Raw genomic sequence first — 20,904 nt, 5'->3', positions numbered from 1 at the left:
GTCAGCCCTTCGGCGGGATCACGCCGTCGCCGGTCGGGGGTTCGACCGGGGCGTGCGCGCGGCCGGGGCCTCCTCGGGCACCTGGCCCGAGTCGACGCCGCCGTCGACGGCGCCCTGGTCGATGGGCATCTTCTCGGTCGGGAACGAGATCGGCGGGATGTCGGAGACGGGGCGCTTGTCGCTCGAGAGCCACAGCGGGCGCTCGGGCAGCTTCTTCACGTCCTTGAAGATCTCGGCGATCTGGTTGTGGTCGAGCGTCTCGTGCTCGAGGAGCTCGGCCGCGAGCTTGTCGAGGATGTCGCGGTTGTCGTTGAGCACCTGCCAGGCCTCGTCGTGCGCCTGCTCGATGAGGGTGCGCACCTCGAGGTCGACGCGCTCGGCGATCTCCTCCGAGTAGTCGCGCTGGTGCCCCATGTCGCGACCGAGGAAGACCTCGCCCTGCGACTGGCCGAGCTTCACGGCGCCGACGTTGGCCGACATGCCGTACTCGGTGACCATCTTGCGGGCCGTCGAGGTGGCCTTCTCGATGTCGTTCGAGGCGCCGGTCGACGGGTCGTGGAACACGATCTCTTCAGCGACGCGGCCGCCCATGGCGTACGTGAGCTGGTCGAGCAGCTCGTTGCGGGTGACCGAGTACTTGTCTTCGAGCGGCATGACCATCGTGTAGCCGAGGGCGCGGCCGCGCGGCAGGATCGTGATCTTCGTCACGGGGTCGGTGTAGTTCATCGCCGCCGCGGCGAGGGCGTGGCCGCCCTCGTGGTACGCGGTGATGAGCTTCTCCTTGTCCTTCATGACGCGGGAGCGGCGCTGCGGGCCGGCGATCACGCGGTCGACGGCCTCGTCGAGCGCACGGTTGTCGATGAGCTGCGCGTTCGATCGCGCGGTGAGCAGCGCGGCCTCGTTGAGCACGTTGGCGAGGTCGGCGCCCGTGAAGCCCGGCGTCTTGCGCGCGAGCACCTCGAGGTCGACGCCGTTCGCGAGCGGCTTGCCCTTCGAGTGCACCTCGAGGATCTTCTGGCGGCCCTTGAGGTCGGGGGCGTCGACGCCGATCTGGCGGTCGAAGCGGCCGGGGCGCAGCAGCGCGGGGTCGAGGATGTCGGGGCGGTTGGTCGCCGCGATCAGGATGACGTTGGTCTTCGGGTCGAAGCCGTCCATCTCGACGAGCAGCTGGTTCAGCGTCTGCTCGCGCTCGTCGTGACCGCCGCCGAGGCCGGCGCCGCGGTGGCGGCCGACCGCGTCGATCTCGTCGACGAAGATGATGGCCGGCGCGTTCTGCTTGGCCTGGTCGAAGAGGTCGCGCACGCGGGAGGCGCCGACGCCGACGAACATCTCGACGAAGTCGGAACCCGAGATCGAGTAGAAGGGCACGCCCGCCTCGCCGGCGACGGCGCGCGCGAGCAGGGTCTTGCCGGTGCCGGGAGGGCCGTACAGCAGCACACCCTTGGGGATGCGGGCGCCGACGGCCTGGAACTTCGCGGGCTCCTTCAGGAACTCCTTGATCTCGTGGAGCTCCTCGATCGCCTCGTTCGCGCCGGCGACGTCGTCGAAGGTGACCTTCGGGCTCTCCTTCGAGACGAGCTTCGCCTTCGACTTGCCGAACTGCATGACGCGGTTGCCGCCGCCCTGCATGCCCGAGAGCATGATCCAGAAGAAGACGCCGATGAGCAGCAGCGGCAGGAGGATGCCGAGCATCGACATGAACCAGTTCGGCTGCGGCACCTCGTCGTTGTAGCCGTCCTTCGGGTCGGCGGAGTCGACCGCGGCGACCACGTCGGCGCCGCGGGGCGTCACGTAGTAGAACTGCACCTGCTTGCCGAGCTTCTCGTCCTCCTTGGCGAGGGTGAGGTCGACGCGGTTCTCACCGTCGACGATCTTCACGGCGGCGACCTTGCCGTCGCTCAGCAGCTCGAGGCCCTCCTGCGTCGACACCTCTTTGAAGCCGGACGCGGTGATGAGGCTCGAGCCGATCCACACGGCGACGATCGCGAGCAGGATGTAGATGATCGGCCCGCGGAAGACCTTCTTCATGTTCATGATCTTGCAAGGCTACCCCGGCGCTACTGGACGGCGGCTGCCTGTTCGCTGAAAGCGCGCAGCGCGTACGACCACGGTGGTCGAGGAGCGACGAAGGAGCGTCTCGAGACCGGGTGACCGGGTCTCGATCCGCGTGCTCCTCCGTCGCGCGCTACTCGACCGCCGAAGGCGTCGCGTCGCGCCGGCCCCGCCGCAGTCCGAGCAGGTACGGCATGCCGAGGCCGGCCGCGGCGAAGGTGCGCCCCAGGCGCCCGCGAACGGACGGCCCGGGCAGCGGCGGCAGCCCGGCGTCGAGGTCGCCGACGTCGACGAAGTACGCCCGCACGGTGCCGATGCCCTCGAGGTCCTGCGAGATCTCGTGCACCTCGGCGGGCAGCGCGCCGGCGCCGGTGCGGTGCAGCTCGTCGGAGAGCAGCACGTACTCGGGGATGGAGACGGGGTTCTTGAGCATGCGGTGCACGTGGATGACGTCGATGCCGACGAGCTTGATGCGCTCGCGGATCGTCTGGGTGGCCACGTCGCCGACGTGCGCGACGAACTTGAGCTTGAGCTCCGCGGCCTCCTTGCACCCCGCGCAGGGGCAGAGGTTCGCGGCGACGTTCTGGCGCTCGAGGTGGAACGCCCGGTGCATCGCGGCGGCGGTCGTGAGGATCTCGGCGACCGCGGCATCCGAATCGCGGCCGTCGGCCTGCTTCGAGAGGAAGGCCGCGTCGCCTTCGATCTCGATGAGGTCGTACCCGGGCGCGGCGTCGATCATCTTGTCGAGCATGCGCGCGGTGTTGACCTCGGCGTGCGCGAGGCTGAACCGGTGGGAGCTCATGTAGTCGGTGTATCCGCCGATGTCGGCGATCAGCAGTACCGCGCGGCCGGACTCCATGCGCTCAGGGTGCCATCGATGCCCGAGTGCCTCAACCCCGCGAATCGGGGGTGGCCGGCGGCTCGTCGGAGTGCTCGCCCGGTTCGTAGCGCTCGAGGAGGTCGTCGACCTCGGCCTCGGCCTGCTGCGCGCTCGGCGTGTAGCCGAGCACGACGGGGAGGAACCGGTCGGAGGCCAGCGCCCGCATCCGCAGCTCGGTCGCGGCGGTGACCGTCGCCGTCCGGCGCGTGCGGCGTAGCAGGGCGATCTCGCCGAAGCCCTCCCCCTCGCCGAGCGTCGCGACCACCCGGCCGTCGCCCACGACCTCGGCGCGACCGGACTCGATGAGGTAGTAGCGATCGCCGAGGTCGCCCTGCCGGAACACCGCGTCGCCGCGCGCGACGGTGACGGGATCGAGACCGCGGGCGAGTTGCTCGACGGAGGGCAGCGGCAGGGGGCGGAACATCGCGACCCCGCGGAGGAGCCGAACGTCGTCGTCGAGCTCGCCTACCGAGCGGTCGAGGCGGCGCAGCGGATGCCACGTCAGCACCGCGAGCACAGGGCAGACGAGCCCGATCGCGATGAGCGCGGTCTGCACGCCGAACAGCTCGACCATCGTCGACGCGACCACGGCGCCGATGCCGATGAACACGGCGACGAGGCTCTCGAGCACGCCGAAGACGCGCGCGAGCACGTCGTCGGGGGCCATCCGGCCGATCAGCGTGAAGCCGGCGACGTCGATCAGCGCGTTGCCGACGCCGATGAAGGCGAGCAGGCCGAGGGCCGTCGAGCCCTGCGGTGCGAGGCCGACGAGCGTCAGCGGCAGGCCCCAGAGGCCGACGCCGACCGCGAACCACGCGCCCAGCCGTCCGGTTCCGACGAGCAGCGAGGCGGCGAGCGAGCCGAGCACCGCGCCGACGCCGACCGCGGTCATGAGCGCTCCGACGCCGGGTTCGCCGGTACCGAGCAGCTCGATCGCGACGACGACCGAGAGCACGGTCAGCGCGCCGCGGGTGAGGGCCTGGGCCGAGGCGAGGCCGAGGACGAGCAGCAGGCCGGGGCTCCGGCCGACCGCCCGCAGGCCGTCGAGGGCTTCGGCGGCGAGGTTCCGGCGTGCCGGCGCGGCCGGCCTCGGCGGCGCCTCGTAGCGCAGCCCCACGAGCAGCGCCGCCGCGCCGAACGAGGCGGCCGCCGCGACCGCGAACACGACGTCGACGCCCGCGACCTGCAGGAGCACCGCCGCGAGGAGCGGACCGACGAGGGTCGCGGCCGAGTCGAGGAGTCCGCGCACCATGTTGGCGCTCGCGAGCTCGTAGCCGGTGCGGCAGAGCGAGGGCAGGAGGGCCGAGTGCGCGGGACGGTAGAGCGTCGCCGCGATCGTCGAGAGCACGGCGAGGGCGTAGACGACGGTCGGCGGCCCGGCCAGGGCGACCACGGCCGCGGCGGCGGCGGTCGCGATCCCGCGCACGACCGACACGAGGATGAGCACCCGCTCGCGTCGGCCCCGGTCGGCGATCGGCGAGAGCAGCGGGGCGAAGATCGCCGACGGGACCATGCGCAGCAGCCCGACGAGGCCGAGCGCCGCGGCGCCGCCGTCGCGGTAGGCGACGATCCCGAGCGCCACCGTGAACGCCCATTCGGCCGTCCACGCGCCGAGGAAGCTCAGCTGCGCCCGCCGCAGGTCGGGGTTCTGCACGTTGCTCGCGAAGGCGGCGGCAGCGTCACGCAGTCTGCTTCGGCGGCCGCCCTCGCCCATGGCATGACTCTAGGGCGTCCGTCGCGGCGCCGCAGGGCGGGGAGTCCACCCCAGTCCGGGTGACCCGGCGAGGGCCCGCGGGCTCAGCTGTAGACGTGCGGCGCGAGGATCGCGACGTCGCGGAGGTTGCGGTAGCGCTCGGCGTAGTCGAGCCCGTAGCCGACGACGAACTGGTTCGGGATGTCGAAGCCGAGGTACTTCACGCCGACCTCGACCTTGGCCGCGTCGGGCTTGCGGAAGAGCGCGCAGATCTCGACCGACTCGGCGCCGCGCGACTCGAGGTTGCCGAGCAGCCAGCTGAGCGTGAGGCCCGAGTCGATGATGTCCTCGACGATGAGCACGTGACGGCCGGTGAGGTCGGCGTCGAGGTCCTTCAGGATGCGCACGACGCCGCTCGACTGGGTGCCGGCGCCGTACGAGGAGACGGCCATCCAGTCCATGTTGACGTGGCACTTGAGCTCGCGGGCGAGGTCGGCCATGACCATGACCGCGCCCTTCAGCACGCCGACGAGCAGCAGGTCCTTGCCGTCGTAGTCGGCTTCGATCTGGCGCGCGAGCTCGGCGAGCTTCGTGTGGATCTCCGCTTCGGTGACGAGGGTCTCGGTGAGGTCGGCCTGAATCTCGCGCGCATCCATGCGGTAAATCCTAAACGAGTCCGACTGCGCGGTCAGTGGTCGTGCTCGAGCACCTCGGTCGACCCGGTCGTCGAGAACACGAGATGGGCGCCGGCGCGCGTGACCAGCGCACCGCCCGGCAGGTCGAGCGGCCCCTGGCCGTGCCACTCGGTCACGAGTCGCGCCACCTCGAGCGTCTGGGCGCGACTGAGCGAGACCCCGAACTCGCTCGCGACGACGTGCCGGATGATGCGCTGCCTGAGCGCGGCGGGGTTCGCGGCGAGCGCGGCGACCGACACCGCGATGCCGGCCTCGGCCGGTTCGCAGATCTCCTCGATGAACTCCTCGATCTGCTCGGCGAACGCGGCGTCGTCCTCGCGCAGCTGCTCGGCGGTGCGCGCGAGCGCCTCGGCGATGCCCGGGCCGAGCTCGGCCTCGAGCACCGGCAGCACGCGTTCGCGCACCCGCACTCGTGCGTAGGCCGGGTCGAGGTTGTGCGGGTCGTCCCACGGCGAGAGGCCGGCGTCGAGGCAGGCCTGCCTGGTGGTCGCGCGGCGGATGCCGAGGAGCGGCCGCGCGTATCGACCGGCGACGGGCGCCATGCCCGAGAGGCTCGCCGAGCCCGATCCGCGGGCGAGTCCGAGCAGCACGGTCTCGGCCTGGTCGTCGAGGGTGTGGCCGAGGAGCACCAGTGCGGCGCCGGTCTCGCGAGCGGCCGCGTCGAGCGCGGCGTAGCGCGCGTCGCGTGCGGATGCCTCGGGCCCGCCCTCGCCGCCGACCTCCACGCGTCGCACGAGCACCGGGTCGAGCCCGAGCTCGCGGGCGGTGCGCGCCGTGCGCTCGGCGACCTCGGCGGAGCCGGGCTGAAGGCCGTGGTCGACGATCACCGCGCCGGCGGCGATGCCCGCGCGGGGCGCCTCGAACGCGGCGGCCGCGGCGAGCGCGAGCGAGTCGGCGCCGCCCGAGAGGGCCACGAGCACGAGTGGGGCATCGACGGTGGTCTCGATACGCTCCGCTACTCGACCGACGTGGGCGCGCACCGCGCGTCGGACGTCGGCGATCGGCGGGGTCAATCGCGGTCGGCGGGGCTCCGTGGCATCCGTGTGCTCGTCAGAAGGCATCGGGGTAACCTTATTCCGCCGCGTGCCGAGTGCCCGGCGAGACTTCATCACAAGGAGAGAGCATGGGCGAGTACAACGCCGTCATCGAGATCCCCAAGGGGAGCCGCAACAAGTACGAGGTCGACCACGAGACCGGCCGGGTGTTCCTCGACCGCGTGCTCTACACCGGGTTCGTCTACCCGACCGACTACGGCTTCTTCGAGAACACCCTCGGCGACGACGGCGACCCGCTGGACGTGCTCGTCCTGCTCGAGTACCCCCTCTTCCCGGGCGTCGGCGTGAAGGTGCGCCCCGTGGGCGTCTTCCACATGACCGACGACGGCGGCGGCGACGCCAAGGTCATCGCGGTGCCCGCGGGCGACCCCCGCTGGAACCACATCCAGGACGTCGACTCGATCCCCGAGTTCACCAAGAAGGAGATCGAGCACTTCTTCGAGCACTACAAGGACCTCGAGCCCGGCAAGTGGGTCAAGACCGAGGGCTGGGCGAACGCCGCCGAGGCCGAGGCGCTCATCCAGAAGGCGATCGAGGCCTTCCCCGGTCACTGAGCGATCGAGACCAGCGGATGCCACGTGGCATCCGAAGCACCGAAGGGGGCGAGCCGCACGGCTCGCCCCCTTCGTCGTGCTCCGGGCTCAGCCCGCGGGCCGCGCCGCGGCCGAGGGGCTGCCCCAGATGAAGTACTCGCGCACCGGCACGCCCTCGCGCGGCGCCTCGAGGATGCGGCCCCCGCCGAGGTAGATCGCGACGTGGTAGTAGTCGCCGCCCGAGCCCCAGAACAGCAGGTCGCCGCGCTGGATGCTGCCGAGCGAGACCGCCTTGCCGCGGCCCGCGAGCGTGTAGTACTGGTTCGTGGCGGAGTGCGTGCCGATGCCGATGCCCGCGTAGCCGTACGCCTCGCGCGTGAGGCCCGAGCAGTCCCACACGTCGGGGCCGGCGCCGCCGAGCACGTACCGCTCGCCGAGCTGCTGCCGCGCGAACGCGATCGCCGTCTCGACGGCGTTCTGGTTCGGGGGCTTCGGGTTCGGGTTCGGAGCCTGGCCGCCGCCGCTGCCGCCGCCTGAGCCGCCGCCGCTCGAACCACCGCCGTTGCCGCTCCCGCCCCCGCTCGAGCCGCCGCCGGATTCGCCGCCGTTCGACGCCTCCTCCTCGAGCGCCGCCTCGGCCGCCTCGCGCGCCTGGCCCTCGACACGCTCGCGCTCGAGCGCCGCGGTCGTGTCCTTCAGCGAGGCGAGTTGCGCGTAGAGCTCGGCCGAGCGCTGCTCGGCCGCCGCCACCGCCGCGAGCGCCTCGTCGGCGGCTGCTCGCGCTTCGTCGGCGCGAGCCTCGGCGAGCGCGGCGAGCCGCTCGTGCTCGGTGCGCGCCTCCGTCGCCTGGGCGCGCAGCGCCTCCGCCGCGTTCCGGTCGCTCCTCGCCTGCTCGTAGACGCCCTGCGACTGCTCGCCGAGCTTCGACGCGATGCCGAGCTGCTTCAGCAGCCCGTCGACGTCGTCGCCGCTGAACACGAGCTCAGCAGACAGGTCGTTGCCGGCGGTCCGTGCGAGGTGCGCCGCGAGCAGACCGGCGCGCATCTTCGAGATCTCGGCGACCGCCTCGGCCTCCTCGGCCTGCTTGCGCAGCGTCTCCACCTTCTCGGCGGCGCGATCGCGCGCGTCGACGGCGACCCGGTAGGCCTCGTCGGCGACCATCGAGACCTGCACCGCGGCATCCGCCGTCTGCTGCAAGCCGGCGAGCAGCGCACCCAGCCGGCCGATCTCGGCCTGCTTCGTGGTCTCGTTCTGCTTGGCCTGCTCGATCTCGGCCCACGACGGGTAGTCGGGCTCGGCCGCGGCGGGCGGGCCGACGAGCCCGATCGAGGCGGTGACCGCGCCGACCGCCACCGCGGAGAAGACGGTCGCGGGCTTCACCCGCGAGACGGGCCTGGTGCGGTTCTCAGCCAAGGTAGACACCCCGGTTCGCCATGAACGGCACGGGATCGATGCGGTTCCAGCCGTCGTAGACCTCGAAGTGCAGGTGACAGCCCGTCGATGCTCCGGTCGTGCCCGACCAGGCGATCTGCTGGCCCGACGAGACCCACTGCCCCGAGCCGACGAGCAGGCCGCCGTCGACGATGTGCGCGTAACCCGTCGAGATGCCGCCGCCGTGGTTGATCTTGACGAAGTTGCCGTAGCTGCCCGACCAGCCCGAATAGGTGACGGTGCCGCTGTTCGCCGCGTAGATGGGCGACCAGCACCCGGTCGCGAGGTCGGTCGCGTAGTGGAACGGGTTCGAGCAGTAGCCGCCGCCGCAGATGACCTCGCGGGGGCCGTAGTTCCCCGAGATCCATCCCGAGGCGGGCAGCGCCCAGCCCGAGGTCGCGACGCCGCCGGGCGAGCCGTTCTCCATCGCCTCGCGGCGACGGCGCTCCTCCTCCTTGCGGCGACGCTCCTCTTCCTCCTTGCGCTTGCGCTCGCCCTCCTCGTAGGCCGCCGTGGTCTTCGCCTCGGTGTCCTTCAGGAACTTCAGCTGCGCCTCGAGCTCGATCTTCTTCGCCTGCGACTCGGCGAGGGCGGCCTCGGCGGCGGCCTGCGCCTCCTGCGCCGCCTGGAGCGCCGCCTCGGCGGCGACCCGCAGCTTCTCGCGCTCGCCCTGGGCGACCTCGGCCTGATCGCCGAGCGACTGCGCCGAGTTCGCCTTCTCCTGTGCGGTGCGGTACACCTCGGAGCTGCGCTCGACCATCTGGCTCATGTTGCCGAGCTTCGAGAGCAGCGCATCGGTCGACTTCGCGTTGCCCGCCTCGAGGAAGAGGCTCACGCTGAGGTCGCCGGTACCCGTGCGGTAGAGCTGCGCAGCGACCTGCCCGGCGTTCTGCTCGGCCTCGGCCGCCTCCGCGGCGGAGGCGTCGGCCTCGGCCTGGATCTGGTCGGCCTTGCGCACCGCGTCGTCGTACTTCTGCTGCGCGACGAGCAGCTCGTCGGTGCGGCGCTGCGCCTCGAGACGCGTGCGTTCGACGTTCGCCTCGAGCTCGGCGATGAGCCCGGTGATCTCCTCGACCGCCGCGGCGCCCGCGGCGGTGTCGGCCTTCGCCTGCTCGACCTCGTCCCACGTGGGGTAGTCGGCGGCGAGCGCGCTCTGCGGCGCGGCCACCGATCCGACGAGGGCCAGCGCGACGAGCGCGGCGCCGGCGAGTACACGGCGCGCGATGCTCGGTGGCGCCGGCGGGCTCGTCCGAGCTCGGGCGGTCTGCGATCGTCGTGTGGTGCGGTCCATGGTTCCCCGTCCACGCGGGCTTCGGGTCCCCGCGCTCCTCGCTCTCGTTTCCGGGCACTGGCAGCCTTCACGATAGGCAGGCCGGTAACCGTTTCCGGGGATTTGCCGGGCATGTCCGCGGATGCGTCGCACCGGCTGCGAGGCCTCCCCCGCGCGCGTTCCACACGTCGCCGACGCTCGTTTTGCGCAGAAGCGAATCAGCACGTATGCTTGCTTCTCGGCGGTCGCGCTGCAGAGCGAGGCCTCCGGCCCCATCGTTTAGTGGCCTAGGACACCGCCCTTTCACGGCGGCAGCACGGGTTCGAATCCCGTTGGGGTCACTTTGCAAGGCGTATATAATTGAACAGCTTCATCACGAGGCCCTGTAGCGCAGTTGGTTAGCGTGCCGCCCTGTCACGGCGGAGGTCGCGGGTTCAAGTCCCGTCAGGGTCGCTCAGGCGACAAGCCCTTTCCCTTACGAGAGAAGGGGCTTTCTCCTTATTCGGGCATTCTTCACCGAGTGCCTGAGGCTCTGTAGCTCAGTTGGTAGAGCGTTCGACTGAAAATCGAAAGGTCACCGGATCGATGCCGGTCGGAGCCACAGTCAAAACCCCCGGTTTACCGGGGGTTTTTTCGTGTCAGCGGGTGATTCCGCGGGGCGGCCGATGAGGCTGTGCCATTAATGTGCCATTAACGATTCGCCTGGTTCGGCGTTGTGCCACTTCTGGTTCTGGATGGGATGTCTTGGCAGCGTCCTTGTCGACGTTCTGACCGGCTCTCTTGTCGGGGCTTTCGTCGGCTCGCTTGAGCGCATCGTTCAGTGCTGCGCCGGCTTGGAGCGCTACGCCCTCGCGAGCACGTGAGTAGCACTCGGTGACCTGGAGGCTCGAGTGGCCGAGGGTCGCCTTCACGTCTGGTGCGGTGGCGCCGGCGTCGAACAGGATCGTGGCGAACGCGTGGCGTAGGTCGTGTATGCGGAGGTCGGGGGCGGCCGATCGCCTCGCAACCTCACCCACCCGGTACGTTCGAGTTGTCAATGCTGTTTCAGCTCAAGTGGAGGATACCGATGGAGGGAGCGAAGCGTGTCGCAGAGGTCCTCGCCAGAGAGGATGCCGTTGTATTCGTTGGCTCAGGTGCTTCGATGTGGTCTGGTCTGCCGTCTTGGAGCGGCCTGATCGAGGAACTTAGCTGCGAACTGCAAGCTCTCGGCCTACGTCATCAAGCTGTCGATCAGGAACTCAAAGCAGGTGACTTGTTGCTCGCAGCGAGTTACGGAATCGATCAGATGACTCCTCAAGAGAGATGCAGCTTCCTACGACGAGTAATCGACACGACGAAGGTGCCATCGGATCTTCACGACGCGCTGGTCAGGCTCGGACCCACGTGCTTCGTGACGACCAACTACGATCACCTGATCGAACGTGCATTGAGCGGAGCAGGTGGGCGCACGGACGTCGTGACGCCTGCAAACACGCTAGAAATCCCTTCGATCCTCCAGGCACGGTCGACAAATTTCGTTTTCAAGCCGCACGGCGACATCTCCAATTGCGATACGATCGTCCTTTCCCGCGAGGATTATCGCCGACAAGGTGGCGACCACCGCGCGAGCTTCGAAGCGATGCGAATGCTATTCGCCAGCCGGCCCGTCGTCTTTGTCGGATTTGGGCTTCGCGACCCTGACTTCCTTCAGCTGCGGGACTCCCTATTCAATACCTTCCAGGGCAATCCGAGCGACCACCTCGCGATCATGCCAGACGTGCCCGAAGAGGCACGGAGCTATTGGCGACGACATCACGGCATCGACCTGATTTCGTACGAAACCCGCAAGGACGGATCGAATGGCAATCGCCACGCTCCTTTGCTGGATTTTCTTCGGTCCGTCAAGTCAGCGATCGAGCAGATCACGACTCAAGCCTCGCCCGAGACCACTTCCCTCGCTTTTGCGCGGTACGCCCAAGGTCTGATGCTCGAGCATCCGGCGCGGGATGTGAATGACATCTCGTTGCGGTTGGAAGCCAACCGGACGCCCGACGATCGCGGCTGGGTTCTCGGAGCCTCGCTGCGAGGCGAGGCTGTAGCCGCGATCTCAGCATATCGAGGCCATCTTCTCATTGAGGGTGCTCCCGGAGCGGGGAAGAGTCACATCGTTGAACGAGCGGTCGGTGCGTTGGCTGAGCGCTTGCTAACCGACTGCCTAGCATCCGAGGCTCCTGCCATCGAGAGCATGCGGGTGCCAATTCTTGTTCAGATGCGCGACTACCAAGGAGATCTTGCCGGCACGGTGGGCAAGCGACTCCCGCCCGGCGTGACTCTTGAGTCGCTGCTCCAAGCGAAGAGCGCTTTCATCATCCTCGACGGTCTGAATGAGGCGCCTGAAGACGATCGTTTCCAGCAAGCGCTGACCGATCAGTTGGACGCTTTCCTGCAGGTCGCCCATGAGAATACGGTCATTGCGACGACGCGCTCGGCGGCACCATTCAGCAACCTACGACTTCCGAAGGCAACACTCGATGCAGTCGAGGAAGGAGCCGTTCTGAGCCAGATGGCGGCGCTCGGGATGGACGCGGGCAGCCTGAACCCAGCGGCTCGCGATCTACTGCGACGGCCCCTGTTTTTCCGCGCTTGGCTCGACGGCACACTCAACCCGACCACACTGACGTCCGTGCATGCGACGTATCTCCAGATCCTCAGTCGCTTCGATCGCGCCGCGCACGCGCAGTTTGGGCGAGCGATAGATGTCGCCGCCGTGATGGGCGAGGTGGCAGCACAGATGATCGATCGCGGCGGCCTGACGGCCGAGCACGACGACATATTGCTGGCGCTGGCGGCGAACTTGCCCCGTGGGATCGACCCCTCCGCGTTCTGCGACTTTGCACTCGATGAGAACCTTCTCGTGCCGACCTCAACGCGTAGGCTCGCGTTTTATCATCACTCGGTCGCAGAGTATGTCGCCGCGCGTCACCTCGCCACGCGAATCGAGAACGACCAGGACGCGGTTCTCGGATATCTCGAGCGGCACGACTGGGACCACGCCCTCTTGTTGACGCTCGGCTTTCTACCTGAATCGCTCGCAGTCCAAGTGCACGACACAATCATGCGGGTGGATCCAGGCATGGGGCTACGCGGCCTTCATTTCGTTGACGACGACCGAGACCTCTGGGTAAAGCGATCGCTAGCCGCGTTACCCACGATCGTGAGCAGCTCCGAGTCCCGCGTGCACTGGTTCTCCATTGATGACCTGCCGGTGGGACCTGCCCACATGCCGGAGTTGGAGATTCTCTCCAACTTGCCGGACAGTCTCGGCGGCCAAGCTCTCGGCATACTGACCCAGCTCGACAACGCCTACCTGACCCGGGCGATTGACCAACTCGCTGACGGCGAGCGAGGCTACAACTACTTGACCGAACTTGGGCGCCAGTTGGGCAAAGACGCTGACCCCGGCGTCGCAGTCAGACTCCTTCATCAACTCGGCGAGCGACCCATCGACCGCGCGCAAGAAGCCGCGCTGCTCGGTGGGCGTGAGTTCGGAGAACTGACCGCTGTCGTGAGTGCGAGCGAGGAAGTCCTCTACCAGATCGACGACGAAACGCTCGTCGGTCTTGCGAGGAAGGCCGGTTCAACGCTCGAGCGCGTCGTCATCTGTTCCGCACTCCGATATCGGCGAAATCAAGTTGCAGTCGACTACGTGCGCAAAGAAATCGAGCATGGAAGCGGCTTTGCCGTTGTGACACAGTACTTTCAACTCCAGTTCGGCAAACCCGAACTCGGGCTACTGGAACCGCCTAGTTCACGGGTTATCGAATCGCTCCGCTCATTCCTCGAAAACGATTCGGTTGGCCGATGGTCTCTGTCGACGCTCAAGTTGATGACGGATGTTCACCCGGTCGTCGCAGATGCCCTTAGAGCGGCCGACGCACAAGGCCTTGAACGGGCCCTGCTGCTGTACGCCGTCGGAGACGAAACCGCATTCAACGAGATGCTCGTCGCCATGGCGTCCGCTGACCGAGATTGGAGCAAAGAACCGGTCGCGGCTCTGGAAGCGATCGAGGGTTGGAATCCAGAGTCTCTCCTGGCACTTCTGGATCTGCAAGATGACGCACTTGCACGACCGATATTGGAATCCCTGCGCACCGACGATGCGACTGAGATGGCGGTCGAGATCGTCGATCTGGGCGCATGGGTCGATTGGTTGCGTCGAGCGTCCAAGCACGAGTGGTTTTACGCAAGCGGCATCGGGGATTTCCTCGCGCGCCGAACCGACAATGGCACTCGCGTCGCATTGATCAACCTGTTCTCGGCTACGCCCCATGATCGACAGCTTCTCCACGAGTTCGTACTGCCGAGCATTCCCAGCCTCGGACCGGAAGACTTCGATGATGCGTCGCTAGAGTGGCTTCTCGCTCAAGCCATAGTGCCGACGGATGACTGGCGTGGTCCGCTAATTTCGCGGCTTGCAACAGAAGACTTGGTTGAAAGCCGACTGCTTCCGCAGTTTTCTATGACTAGTGGCACCGAGCGGCGAGCCATGATCCAAGTCCTCCTGGAGGTCGGGCGCAGACTTGGGCGGCGCTATGTAGGCGATGACGGATCGCTGCTGCAGCGATCAGATTAGTTCTGAGCTGATGGGGGCGGCGGCGGCCAACGATAGCCCCATCCTCGCGAGCGAGATAGGTCTTCTGGATGGTCGATGATTGCCTGATAGGCGGTTCGGTCGGCGCGCTGAGTCGCCGAACTGTGGCGGTGAAGCTGCTCATGCGCTCGATTCCCGTCTGGCAGACACTGAAGAGATGCCCGGTGATATGGCGCCCCGCCAAGTTCAAATTCCAGGTGGCTTAGTGATCAGCTGACGTGAAGCTGATGATCCAATCTGGCTGGGCACTACGTCCATCGGTCCAGCTCCGCTGGCGTACGTTTGTCATGCTTTGGTCACCCGACGCCTTGCCTGAAGCTCGCTGCCGCTCGGTCTTGTGCCATTAAGAATGTGCCATTAGATGCGCGAAAACCATCTGAACCCAATGTGACCGTTCTGAAGAATCCCTGATCAGAGCGATATCACAACGAGAATAATTGAGTGAGAACCGCCCAGGCCGCCGGGGGTCTTCTATTTCAGGGGGTTCTTCCGAGAAGCCGCCGGCGGGAGGACGATACGCTCCAGCCATGGACAGCAGTACCGACGAGTCGGCCGATCCGTTCCGCGATCAGTTGGACGCCAGGTGGGCGGCGTACCTGTCGACGGGCCGACCCGCTGATGACCACGAGCAATGGGTCGCAGCGGCGCTCGCCTCCTACCGCGACGAGATCGTCCACTACGGAGCGCAGCTCCTGAACGACGCAGCCATCAGACCGTGGGACGCCGAGACCGCGCAGGCCGGATTCGCGGAGTACCAAGCCGAGGCACTCAGCTATGACGCCGACCCTGCGCAATGGGAGTCGGCGTTCTGGGGACGCGTACGTGATCGCGCGGCCGGTCAGTAGCGCTGTGCGGGCATGTCGCTGGCACCCCTGCGCGAACTTCAGTCCGTGACGGCCAGCGATCGAGGACGACGGCGGTGCCCCTCCATCCGTCGGAGCCGAGCGTCGTCGGTCGATGTCGCGGGCTGAGCCGCGAAGAGTTCGCCGAGCGATGGCTCGCAGGCCTGGAACACGACGGCTTCTTCGTCGGGCTGAATTGGGCCGGGCCCAACGCCACCGGCTACGAATGGACACAACGGGACGTGCTCAGGCGCCCCAGCGACGATGACGTCGTGCGTTCGAGCTGATGCACCTGCTCACCCGAGCCGGCCCCGAGCAGCCAGCACCGCCTCCGCGAAGCGGGCCGCCCCGTAGCAGCGCACCTTCAGGGTGACATCGGGCGTCGTGATGGCGACGATCCTGGTGATGAATCCCGGGAGCACGTCGACGCCGATGATGTCCGCGAGCGGAACGCTGACGTCGAGCGTTCCCGATTGCACCATGCGGTTGAGCCCGTTCGCGGCGAAGCTGACGGCCTCCGTCGTGAGCCTGACCCGACCGCCGACCCACAGTCCACCCCAGGCCGACCGGAACGCGCCGAGTACCGGCGAGCGCACGTTGACCTTCACGTCTTCGATCAACGCGCGTTCGCGATCTTGGTCACCAGCAGCTCGGCAGGCATACCCCCATTGTCGTCGGCGCGTTCCGTCTGCACCGCGCCGAACGGCGCCGCGAGCGGGCTCGCGACGCCGTTCAGGCAGGGTGCAGGCTCAGCTCAGGCCGCGGTCAGCGCCCCGATCTCGAGCACGCTCGAGCCGTCGGCGCAGACTTCGAACGGTGCCGGCGCGACGACGCCCGGTCCGGCGCCGTCGGAGGTGACGTACGCCCGCACGTGATCAGCGGTGATCGCCTCGCAGCCCAGCGACTTCGGGGTGAGCGCCGTGCCGAACACGGTCGCGACATCGCCGTTCGCGAGTACGAACGGCTCCCCGTCCGTTCCGACCACCGACGACCATCCGATCCGGGTTCCGTCGGCCGCCTCGACGACCAGTCCGGGCCATCCCCACATCGCGCACGACGCGTCGCTCACGTTCGTGAAGACGAGTTCGAAGGCCTCCGCACCGTCAGCCGAGCGGTCGGGCCGCGCGACGAACTCGAGACCCAGCTGCTCGTCCTGGCACTTGGCGGGCAGCGGCTCGGGCTCGGGCTGCGGCTCGGCGGGCTGCGTCACGTCGCCGGGCGCGCCGTGGAGCGGGGTCAACGGCCCGAGCCACAGCGACCAGGTGCCGTCGATGCAGACCGGGATCTGCACGTCGTCGACGATGCCGCCGCCCGCGCCGTCCGACGAGATGTAGGCGCGCAGGCGGTCGGTGGTCGCCTCGGCGCATCCGACCGCCGCGGGAACGTCGGCCGTTCCCTCGGCGACCGCACGGCCGCCGTTCGGCGGCAGCACGGCCAGCGTGCTGGTCGCGCCCGACGTGAGCGCCCAGGTCAGCAGCGCACCGTCGGCGTCCTCCGCGACGAGGCCGGGCCACCCGTCGAACGAGCACGGCTGCGACGCGGTGTTCGTGAAGACGAGGTCGAAGGCGTTCGTCGCGTCCGTCGAGCGGTCGGGTCGCTCGACGTAGTCCATGGTGAGCTGCGCGTCCTCGCAGTGGACGGGGCCGACCGGCTTGGCGCGGTCCTTCCGGTGCGTGTCGCCGGCAGCCTGCACCGGGGCGGCCTCCGCGGCCGCCAGCGCGGCGGTGGTCGCGCGAGCCTCGAGCGTCACGACGTCGGCGGCGAGCGCGGCGACGGGTGCAGATGCCTCAGCCACGGGCGTCACGCCGGCATCGAGCGCCCCGGCGACGAGCGCGGATCCCCCGGTGAGCGTCACCGTCAGCGCGACCCCGACGGCGGCTTGGAACATCACCCTCTTGGTGTTCATGTCGTTCCCTTCTGCGCCGCCCGATCGGGCGGCTCGAAGGGGACGCTAGCATATGGGCAGATATCTTCCTATAGCGAAATGGATATCTTCCTATACAGCCAGTAGATATCTTCCTATACTGGCCCCATGCCACGCAGACGAGAAGGCCGACTGGTCGACCTCGAGGTCGACATCCTCGGCGCGGGTATCGAGCTCCAGGCCGAGGACGGCGACTTCTACGGCTTCGCGCTCGCGAAGCGCATCGCCGACCGATCCGGCGCCTCGTCGCTCACCGCGCACGGCACGCTCTACAAGGCGCTCGGCCGCCTGGCCGAACGCGGCATGGTCGAATCCGAGTGGGAGGATCCCGAGATCGCCGCGACCGAAGGGCGGCCGCGCCGCCGCCTCTACCGGGTGACCGGTGTCGGCGCCGCCGCGTGCCGCGCGGAGACCGAGCTGCGCACGGCGTCCGCCGCCGTCCCGAAGCCCCGGTCGGCCTTCGCATGACCGCCGTCACGCTCGAATCCGACGAAGTGCTCGAGCTCGAGGCATCCGCTCGTCGACAGCACACCGCTGCCGGGCGCGTCGACGCCGCGGTGCTCGCGTGGGGCCGCTGGTACACCGCCGACCTGCCCGACGACGTCGCCGCCGAACGCCGCGCCGAACTCGCCTCCGACCTCTTCGAGGAGCGCGCGCACTCGGGCGCGGGCGCGAGCGGGTCCATCATCTGGCGCGCCATCCGCGGCGTACCCGCAGACCTCGCCTGGCGCGGGGCCCGGCTGCGTCGCGCCTCGCTCGGGGCGCCGCGCGGCACGCTGCCGCTCGCGATGCCCGCGCTCGCCCACCTCGCGGCGATCTCGCTCGTCGCCTGGGGCGCGTTCGTCATCTGGCGGGTCGCGAACAGCATGCTCCTCGGCACCTGGCACGGTGCGGCCGACGTGGCCGAGCTCACGGTCGTGGGGCTCGCGCTCGCGGTCGTCGGGTCGTGGCTGCTCCTCGTCGCCCGGCGCCGAGGCATGGCCGGGCTGGTGCTCGCGGTCGCGGCCTACCTGCTCATCCGCTTCGGCACCTACGCACTCGTCGACACGAGCACGACCTTCACGGAGTTCTACGCCTCATCGACGGCGCAGATGGTGCTGCTGAATCGTCTGGCGACGGGCGCGGCGGTGCTCTTCTTCCTCTCGATGAGCCTGTGGTGGGCGGGCCCGGCATCATCGCCCGAGGCATCCGAGCCGTCGAAGGAGGCGCCGCGATGAATCTCAGGCGACTCACCGCGCCGATCGCGGTCGGCGGGCTCGTCGTGTGCGCCGTCGCCGCCGGGCTCACCGTGGCCGGCGCGTACGGGGTCACGCCGTTCGAATTGCCGCGCGAGGCGGAGACCGCGACGGCCGTGACCGGCGGCGACGCGCCCGTCGCGGGTGCGGCGGGCTCGGCGAGCGCGACGTCCGACGACGGCGTCGTGGTCGTCGACCCGTTCGGCACGGGGCTCGAGTCGGACCAGGACCGCATGGAGTACATGGGCCGTGAGCAGGTCATCGCCGAGTGCATGGCCGAGCAGAACGTCGAGTACCTGCCTTCCGCGCCCTGGCTGAACCAGGACGCGCAGCCCAAGGGCCTCAGCTACGAGCAGTCGATCATCTGGCTCAACGCCCTCTACGGTGAGATGCGCGAGAGCTGGTCGGTGCCGTCCTCCGAATGGGAACGGCGAGGATGCGTCGGGGTCGGCGATCACGCGGTCGCCGTCGCCCGGGCAGCCGGCACCCCGCTTTCGGCGCCGTTGCCCGAGCTCGACCCCGATGCACCGACCGAGAAGGAGGAGATCGCGGGATACTGGGCGGCCGTCGACGCCTGCATGGCCGAGAAGGGCTTCAACGCCGACGGCACGGGCGACGGCACGATGACGTGGGAGCTCGCGATGTACGGCGACACCGGCACCGGGTCCGCCTATCGGTGGGAGGAGGCCGGCTGCGCCGGCTACGCCACGCACGTCACCGGCAACGACAACATGCACTGAGCGCACGCGTCGGCGTGGCCGGGTGTCGTCCGAGGCACCGGCCACCACTCGCCGGGTGGAGATCGATGACCCTCCGGAAGGGCTGGCGCCCGCGACCCTGCGGTCGGTACGGTGAGCGCGACACTGTCCGAGCGCGGAGGAACCACAGGTGGAACTCGAGCGATGCACGCCGGGCTGCGAGGCCGTCGGGGCGTGGGCGATGCGGTGAACGAGACCCGCTCCGAGGCGCGACCCGAGCGTGAGGCGGCGATCCGCGGGCTCGTGCTCGGGCACGTCGAGGAGTCGCGGGAGCGGGACGCGCGCCGACGCCGACACCGCTGGTTCGCCTGGGGCGGGGGCGGCCTGGTCGTGTCGGGCATCGCCGCGACGGCCGCGGTGGTCTGGCTGCAGTCGCAGCTCGTCTCCAACGATCAGCTCATCCACTGCTTCAGGGCCGAGGCGCTCCCCGACGGCGACCGGCCCGACGCCATGGCCTACATCGCGTTCTCGGACGGCGCGGAACGGGCGGAGCACGCCGTCGAGGTGTGCACGATGATGTGGGAGCAGGGGTCGCTCGAGTCGGGCTTCGACCCGACGTCGCTCACGAATCCCTCGGGCGTCGTGCCCGAGTCGTTCGTGCTCTGCCGCATGGGCGACGGCAGCACGGCGGTCGTGCCGTCCTCCGGACCCGCGATCTGCTCGCGGCTCGGTCTCGCGCTGCTCGAGCCGGGCGACGAGTGAGCCGCCGGCGCGGCCCGATTCACCGGACCGCCGCCACCAGCAGCTGGGGCGGTCGCTGTCAATCCCTACCGGATCGCATCCCGGTGCGGTGTGATGAGGTGGTCGTCGTTCGCGACGACGGGCTTCGAACGAGTGGGGGCTCGACTGAAGCGGGCCCGGGCGTTCGAGATCGACGAACCCCGGGCCCTCATCTCTCCAGCTCGCCGAGCATCTGTTCGAGTTCACGCAGCTCGGTCTCGGTGCGACCGGCGAGCGGCTGGGCGAAGCGGCTGAGCGGCACCGCGGTGATGCCCGCCGCATCGACCTTCGTGATTCCGAGCAGTTCGGCGATGCGGACGGTGAGCTGCTCGGAGTCCCCGGAATGCTCGAGCACGAGCTCCGCGAGTTCGGGCAGGCGGTCGCGCGCGGCCACGAGCGCGCTCAGCATCGAGATCCGTGTTCGTACTCGCGCGGCCTGGTCGTGCGGAGCGGGCGGTGCGGGGCGGGCGGCGATCGCCGCACGGCGACGGGCGATCATGTCGGGCGAGACGAGGATCAGCAGCGGATCCTCGGTTCGGACGGAGAGGTCGACGAGCCAGGCGTGCACCTCGTACTCGCCGGGCTCGAGCCGATCGAGCCCGTTCAGGTCGAGATGGGCGCGGACCCGCGCGTAGTCGCCCGGGCCGAGGGGGCAGGCAGCGTCGCGCCCGGCGACGAAGGCGAAGCCGACGCCGTCGTGCCCCGGCCGTACTATCGCGGCGGCGACGTGGAATCCGTCGCCGTTCGGAACCCAGCGTTCGCCGCCGTCGTTGACGACGTCGATCCAGAGCCGCTCGAGATCGGGCGCCGACGCCGTGACCTCGGGCCATCGCAGCCGCAGGCCCCTGCGCCGGTCTGCCTGGCTCGGCCGCAGCGGCAGTTCGTCGGGCACGATGTCGACGCGGCCCACCGGGCGCTCGGCCGACACCGGTTCGACTCTGACGATGCGCCAGGAGCGCCCGGTGCCGTCGGCGGGTGCGCCGATGACGATGCCGCGGTCGCGGTGGAGTACGCGCCATCCCTCGGCGGGCAGTGCCGCCACGCCCTCGGTCGTCGCATCCGAGGTCGGAGCCGCCACCTCGAAGCGGGCGAGCACCGCACTCAGGGGCTCGCCGCGCTCGGCGAGCGCTGCGGGCGCCACGGCGATCGGTCCGATCTGCGGCAGATCCTCGGGATCCATGCCCGA

18 protein-coding genes and 3 tRNA genes are annotated in these 20,904 nt (G+C 69.0%); 10 read left to right on the top strand and 11 right to left on the bottom strand.

Annotated features, from left to right (window positions below):
* Positions 1–18: 18 nt before the first annotated feature.
* The 5 genes from ftsH to tilS all read right to left on the bottom strand — a co-directional run bounded on the left by ftsH (position 19) and on the right by tilS (position 6,381).
* Entirely contained in the window at positions 19–2,034 is a 2,016-nt protein-coding gene (gene ftsH / locus ACFVSL_RS06470) for an ATP-dependent zinc metalloprotease FtsH (RefSeq protein ID WP_386939545.1), read from the bottom strand.
* Positions 2,035–2,185: 151 nt separating this feature from the next.
* The gene (locus tag ACFVSL_RS06465; RefSeq protein WP_386939543.1) at positions 2,186–2,911 is read right to left on the bottom strand and encodes a DUF2652 domain-containing protein; all 726 of its coding nucleotides are present in this window, start codon (positions 2,909–2,911) and stop codon (positions 2,186–2,188) included.
* A gap of 31 nt (positions 2,912–2,942) precedes the next feature.
* Complete coding sequence (locus ACFVSL_RS06460; protein WP_386939541.1) at positions 2,943–4,646, bottom strand: MFS transporter; 1,704 nt, start codon at positions 4,644–4,646, stop codon at positions 2,943–2,945.
* 83 nt (positions 4,647–4,729) lie between these two features.
* A complete protein-coding gene (gene hpt, locus ACFVSL_RS06455) occupies positions 4,730–5,281 on the bottom strand; it encodes a hypoxanthine phosphoribosyltransferase (RefSeq protein WP_386939540.1) in 552 nt (183 codons plus the stop codon).
* Positions 5,282–5,313: 32 nt separating this feature from the next.
* Positions 5,314–6,381, bottom strand: a complete 1,068-nt coding sequence (gene tilS / locus ACFVSL_RS06450) for a tRNA lysidine(34) synthetase TilS (protein WP_386939538.1) — start codon at positions 6,379–6,381, stop codon at positions 5,314–5,316.
* A gap of 62 nt (positions 6,382–6,443) precedes the next feature.
* Between tilS and ppa the strand changes: the two genes are divergently transcribed.
* Positions 6,444–6,929 carry an inorganic diphosphatase gene (gene ppa / locus ACFVSL_RS06445; protein ID WP_386939536.1) on the top strand — a complete coding sequence of 162 codons (486 nt, stop codon included), beginning with the start codon at positions 6,444–6,446 and terminating at the stop codon, positions 6,927–6,929.
* A gap of 87 nt (positions 6,930–7,016) precedes the next feature.
* Here the strand turns inward: ppa and ACFVSL_RS06440 are convergent, their stop codons facing one another.
* Positions 7,017–8,321 (bottom strand): C40 family peptidase, encoded by a 1,305-nt coding sequence (locus ACFVSL_RS06440; RefSeq protein WP_386939534.1) that lies wholly within the window; start codon positions 8,319–8,321, stop codon positions 7,017–7,019.
* Entirely contained in the window at positions 8,314–9,630 is a 1,317-nt protein-coding gene (locus ACFVSL_RS06435; RefSeq protein WP_386939533.1) for a peptidoglycan DD-metalloendopeptidase family protein, read from the bottom strand. Before ACFVSL_RS06435 ends, ACFVSL_RS06440 begins: the two co-directional genes overlap by 8 nt.
* A gap of 247 nt (positions 9,631–9,877) precedes the next feature.
* Here ACFVSL_RS06435 and ACFVSL_RS06430 point away from each other — a divergent pair.
* From ACFVSL_RS06430 to ACFVSL_RS06420, 3 genes are all read left to right on the top strand, one after another.
* Positions 9,878–9,950: transfer RNA gene (locus ACFVSL_RS06430), tRNA-Glu, on the top strand.
* Between the two features lie 38 nt (positions 9,951–9,988).
* Positions 9,989–10,062, top strand: a tRNA-Asp gene (locus ACFVSL_RS06425).
* A gap of 75 nt (positions 10,063–10,137) precedes the next feature.
* Positions 10,138–10,210 (top strand) — tRNA-Phe (locus ACFVSL_RS06420).
* A 37-nt stretch (positions 10,211–10,247) separates the two neighbouring features.
* Here ACFVSL_RS06420 and ACFVSL_RS06415 read toward each other — a convergent pair.
* On the bottom strand, positions 10,248–10,625 hold the full coding sequence (locus tag ACFVSL_RS06415) for a tyrosine-type recombinase/integrase (RefSeq protein ID WP_386939531.1): 378 nt from the start codon (positions 10,623–10,625) through the stop codon (positions 10,248–10,250).
* Between the two features lie 50 nt (positions 10,626–10,675).
* Between ACFVSL_RS06415 and ACFVSL_RS06410 the strand changes: the two genes are divergently transcribed.
* Together ACFVSL_RS06410 and ACFVSL_RS06405 are read left to right on the top strand one after the other, a co-directional pair.
* On the top strand, positions 10,676–14,221 hold the full coding sequence (locus tag ACFVSL_RS06410; protein WP_386939529.1) for an SIR2 family protein: 3,546 nt from the start codon (positions 10,676–10,678) through the stop codon (positions 14,219–14,221).
* A 545-nt stretch (positions 14,222–14,766) separates the two neighbouring features.
* Entirely contained in the window at positions 14,767–15,084 is a 318-nt protein-coding gene (locus ACFVSL_RS06405; RefSeq protein WP_386939527.1) for a hypothetical protein, read from the top strand.
* A 293-nt stretch (positions 15,085–15,377) separates the two neighbouring features.
* Here the strand turns inward: ACFVSL_RS06405 and ACFVSL_RS06400 are convergent, their stop codons facing one another.
* Positions 15,378–15,701, bottom strand: coding sequence for a hypothetical protein (locus ACFVSL_RS06400; RefSeq protein WP_386939526.1), 324 nt, complete (start codon positions 15,699–15,701; stop codon positions 15,378–15,380).
* 134 nt (positions 15,702–15,835) lie between these two features.
* Entirely contained in the window at positions 15,836–16,987 is a 1,152-nt protein-coding gene (locus ACFVSL_RS06395; RefSeq protein WP_386939524.1) for a DUF4232 domain-containing protein, read from the bottom strand.
* Between the two features lie 126 nt (positions 16,988–17,113).
* On the opposite strand from ACFVSL_RS06395, the gene ACFVSL_RS06390 reads away from it, so the two are divergent.
* From ACFVSL_RS06390 to ACFVSL_RS06375, 4 genes are all read left to right on the top strand, one after another.
* A complete protein-coding gene (locus tag ACFVSL_RS06390; RefSeq protein ID WP_386939523.1) occupies positions 17,114–17,473 on the top strand; it encodes a PadR family transcriptional regulator in 360 nt (119 codons plus the stop codon).
* On the top strand, positions 17,470–18,222 hold the full coding sequence (locus tag ACFVSL_RS06385) for a hypothetical protein (RefSeq protein ID WP_386939521.1): 753 nt from the start codon (positions 17,470–17,472) through the stop codon (positions 18,220–18,222). The genes ACFVSL_RS06390 and ACFVSL_RS06385 overlap by 4 nt, the downstream gene beginning before the upstream one ends.
* Entirely contained in the window at positions 18,219–18,980 is a 762-nt protein-coding gene (locus tag ACFVSL_RS06380; RefSeq protein ID WP_386939520.1) for a hypothetical protein, read from the top strand. The genes ACFVSL_RS06385 and ACFVSL_RS06380 overlap by 4 nt, the downstream gene beginning before the upstream one ends.
* A 192-nt stretch (positions 18,981–19,172) precedes the next feature.
* Positions 19,173–19,700: a hypothetical protein gene (locus ACFVSL_RS06375; protein WP_386939519.1), complete on the top strand. Its 528-nt coding sequence runs from the start codon at positions 19,173–19,175 to the stop codon at positions 19,698–19,700.
* Positions 19,701–19,887: 187 nt separating this feature from the next.
* Here ACFVSL_RS06375 and ACFVSL_RS06370 read toward each other — a convergent pair whose 3' ends face one another.
* Positions 19,888–20,898: a hypothetical protein gene (locus ACFVSL_RS06370; protein WP_386939517.1), complete on the bottom strand. Its 1,011-nt coding sequence runs from the start codon at positions 20,896–20,898 to the stop codon at positions 19,888–19,890.
* Positions 20,899–20,904: the final 6 nt, after the last annotated feature.

Origin of the sequence: Agromyces sp. NPDC058064 (assembly GCF_042885275.1) — a bacterium.
Lineage (GTDB): Bacteria > Actinomycetota > Actinomycetes > Actinomycetales > Microbacteriaceae > Agromyces.
This window is presented reverse-complemented; position numbering and strand designations above follow the sequence as displayed.